The 3,216-nt window shown below is 36.2% G+C and carries 4 protein-coding genes; 2 read left to right on the plus strand and 2 right to left on the minus strand.

Features of this window, described 5'->3' with window-relative positions; translation table 11 throughout:
* Positions 1-70 precede the first annotated feature (70 nt).
* Positions 71-634, minus strand: coding sequence for a Uma2 family endonuclease (locus AC3DU7_RS29540; protein ID WP_488042812.1), 564 nt, complete (start codon positions 632-634; stop codon positions 71-73).
* 84 nt (positions 635-718) lie between these two features.
* The gene (locus AC3DU7_RS29545) at positions 719-1,288 is read right to left on the minus strand and encodes a Uma2 family endonuclease (protein WP_488042813.1); all 570 of its coding nucleotides are present in this window, start codon (positions 1,286-1,288) and stop codon (positions 719-721) included.
* Positions 1,289-1,433: 145 nt separating this feature from the next.
* Here AC3DU7_RS29545 and AC3DU7_RS29550 point away from each other — a divergent pair, with 145 nt between their 5' ends.
* A complete protein-coding gene (locus AC3DU7_RS29550; protein WP_488042814.1) occupies positions 1,434-2,105 on the plus strand; it encodes a TIGR00266 family protein in 672 nt (223 codons plus the stop codon).
* Between the two features lie 151 nt (positions 2,106-2,256).
* Complete coding sequence (locus AC3DU7_RS29555) at positions 2,257-2,934, plus strand: TIGR00266 family protein (RefSeq protein WP_488042815.1); 678 nt, start codon at positions 2,257-2,259, stop codon at positions 2,932-2,934.
* Positions 2,935-3,216: the final 282 nt, after the last annotated feature.

Below are 3,216 nucleotides of genomic sequence, written 5' to 3' on the forward strand. Positions count from 1 at the left end.
GAGAGAGCAAATTAGGGATAGAGGTTAACAATGAACAATTAATAATTAATAATTAGGGTGAAAGTTTCTGTTAATCTCCCAATATTTCATCAACAGTAAAAGTTACATGAGGCAAAGCTTGAATTGTCACTGTTTCACCCTTTTGAAAAGTCTGCACAATCTTATAACCATTCGCAGTAGGTTGTCGGTAAACTTCCAGACATTTTTCAGTCAGATTTACCAACCAAACTTCAACAATATTATTCTCAGCATATAAAGGAACTTTTATTTCTCGGTCATATTTAATAGTTGTATCTGAAACTTCAATGAGGAGAAATACATTTTCTGGTTGAGGTTGTTGAGTCTCATAAAAATCTGGTCGTCGTTGCAGCAAACTTACATCTGGTTGTGGTTCAGAAGTATTATTCAATCTTACAGGATCTTGAATTCCCACAGTAACAGTTTCTCCTAAACGCAAAAAGAAAAGTTCATTAAGACGTTTCACACAAGCGGGGTGACGAATACCCATAGGGGACATTTTGATAATTTCTCCTCTGATTAGTTCTACTCGTTCATTTCCAGTAAATACTCCTGCATCTTGCATTTTATAATACTGGTCTACAGTAAATAGTTGTCGCAATAATTCTACAGCCATTATTAACTCCTTGAAAATAATCCTATGAATTTGTATGGGTTGAAAAATTATATTTACTCTAAATATTCTAACTGAAAATTTCTGTTAATCTCCCAATATTTCATCAACAGTAAAAGTCACATTAGGGAAAGCTTGAATATCTATCATTTCACCACTCTTAAAAGTCTGCACAATTTCATAACCATTCGCAGTAGGTTGTCGGTAAACTTCCAGACATTTTTCAGTCAGATTTACCAACCAAACTTCAACAATATTATTCTCAGCATATAAAGGAACTTTTACTTCTCTGTCATATTTAATTGTTGTATCTGACACTTCAATGATGAGAAATATATTTTCTGGTTGAGGATGCTGAGTCCGATAGAAACTTGGTTGTCCTTGCAGCAAACTTATATCTGGTTGTGGTTCCGAATTATCGTTCAATCTTATAGGATTTTGAACTCTCACAGTAACAGTTGTTGGTAAACGTAAAAAAAACAGTCGGTTAAGAATATCCACACAAACTGCGTGATAAATACCCATAGGGGACATTGTGATAATTTCTCCTCTGATTAATTCTACTCGTTCATTTTCATTAAATACTCCTGCTTCCAGCATTTTATAATACTGGTCTACACTAAATAGTCGTCGCAATAATTGTACTGACACTGACATTACCAACTCCTTGAAAATAATTAATTATATGAATTTATTGTACAGACATTTGATTTTATTTTTGATTTTTGGAGATGTCTAATAGAAAATTAAGGTCAAAAACATAGTATTTTATGGTAATAATATATAAAGCAACTATTACTAAGTGTCAGCAGTGAAATATGACATCAGATATAAACCAGCCTTTGCAGCTATTTTCATCACCTTAGATCCTGGTGATAGTATTATAGCTGAAGCAGGAGCCATGACCAGCATGGATGGTAGCTTGTCCATAAAAACAAAGTTTTCTGGGGGCTTTTTCTCAGCTTTATTAAGAAAATTTTTGGGGGGTGAATCTCTATTTGTTAATGTCTTTGAGAACAAGACCTCCCAACCTTTAAATATTACGTTAACCCAATCCATTATTGGGGATATTGAATGTTTAGAATTAACGGGAGATGAGATATGTCTTCAACCAGGGGCTTACATTGCAAGTAGCCCTAAAGTTAAGCTAGGAGTAAGGTGGGCAGGTTTTGCAAGTTGGTTTACAGGAGAAGGGTTATTTAAATTAAAAGTAAGTGGCCACGGAACAGTTTTTTTTGGGGCTTATGGAGGATTGAGTAAGCAAAATATTGATGGTGAATTTATTGTTGATAATAGCCATTTAGTAGCTTACAGTTCCAATATTAAAATGAGTGTTGGGTTATCGGGTGGCTTAATTAGTTCGGTAACTTCTGGAGAAGGATTGGTTAACCGACTCAAAGGGAATGGTGTTATTTATTTGCAATCTCGTAGTATTGAGGGTTTAGTTCGATTCTTAAGACCCAAAGTCCGTTAAAAATAAGCCATCAGCAATCAGCCGTCAGCAATCAGCAATAGAGGTTTAGAAGGGGTTATGCTACCCCTCCGCGCACCTTCCGGTTGATATCAACCGGGGATTTAAACCCAAGTTATAGAACCTGATAGCTAGTTAAAAAGTTCAAAAAATCATGGATATTCAACTAATACATCAACCCGATAATGCGATCGCCAAAGTTAGCTTAAATGCAGGGGAAGAAATCGTCGCCCAGGCTGGAGCTATGGTTGCTATGAGTGGATTTGTCAATAGTAGTACTACCCTCAGACAAGGAAAAGGAGGGGGAATTATGGGAGGATTGAAACGAATGTTAGGGGGTGAATCTCTCTTTTTAAGTGTTTTTCGTTCCCCTACCCCCGACGGTCAAGTTTTTCTTGCCCCTAAATTCATGGGAGACATCCTAGTTTATGAAATGAAGGGTCAAGAATTAGTCGTCCAATCAGCTTCCTATCTTGCTTCTGCTAACAATGTAGACCTTGATTTAGGGTTTCAAGGGATAAAATCTTTATTCTCAGGAGAATCTATTTTTTGGTTAAGTGTTACGGGTTATGGTCCAGTAATTTTAACCTCTTTTGGAGGAATTTATGAAATAGATGTTAACGGTGATTATATTGTAGATACTGGCCATATTGTTGCCTTTGAAAGAAGTTTAGATTTTCGTATTGATAAAGCTAATTCGAGTTGGTTGGGGGCATTTTTTGGCGGTGAAGGTTTTGTCTGTCGTTTTCAAGGCCGAGGCAAAGTTTATTGTCAAACCCATAACCCAGGGAGTTTTGGATCTGTTGTCGGTTCTCAATTGCCTCCTAGATAACTAGGGTTTGCTTATTTTTAGCGAGTAAGGGAGTAGGGGAGTAAGGGAGTAGGGGAGTAGGGGAGTAGTCAGGAGGAACGGAGAATTGAGATAGTCAGATATTTTGTTAGAGTGATTTTTCTGCAATTATTCTGCCTCTTATGATAAATTTTTGAGCGTAATATACTGAAAATCAGGCGTTTTTTTCTACCGAAAAAATTATCTGTCAATGCTTTGATATTTAATTGTAAGACCTAATTAGAGGATATCTGAAAAGTTTTTTGATACTGAATTTTGCCCCCC

Source organism: Okeania sp. (assembly GCF_983059655.1).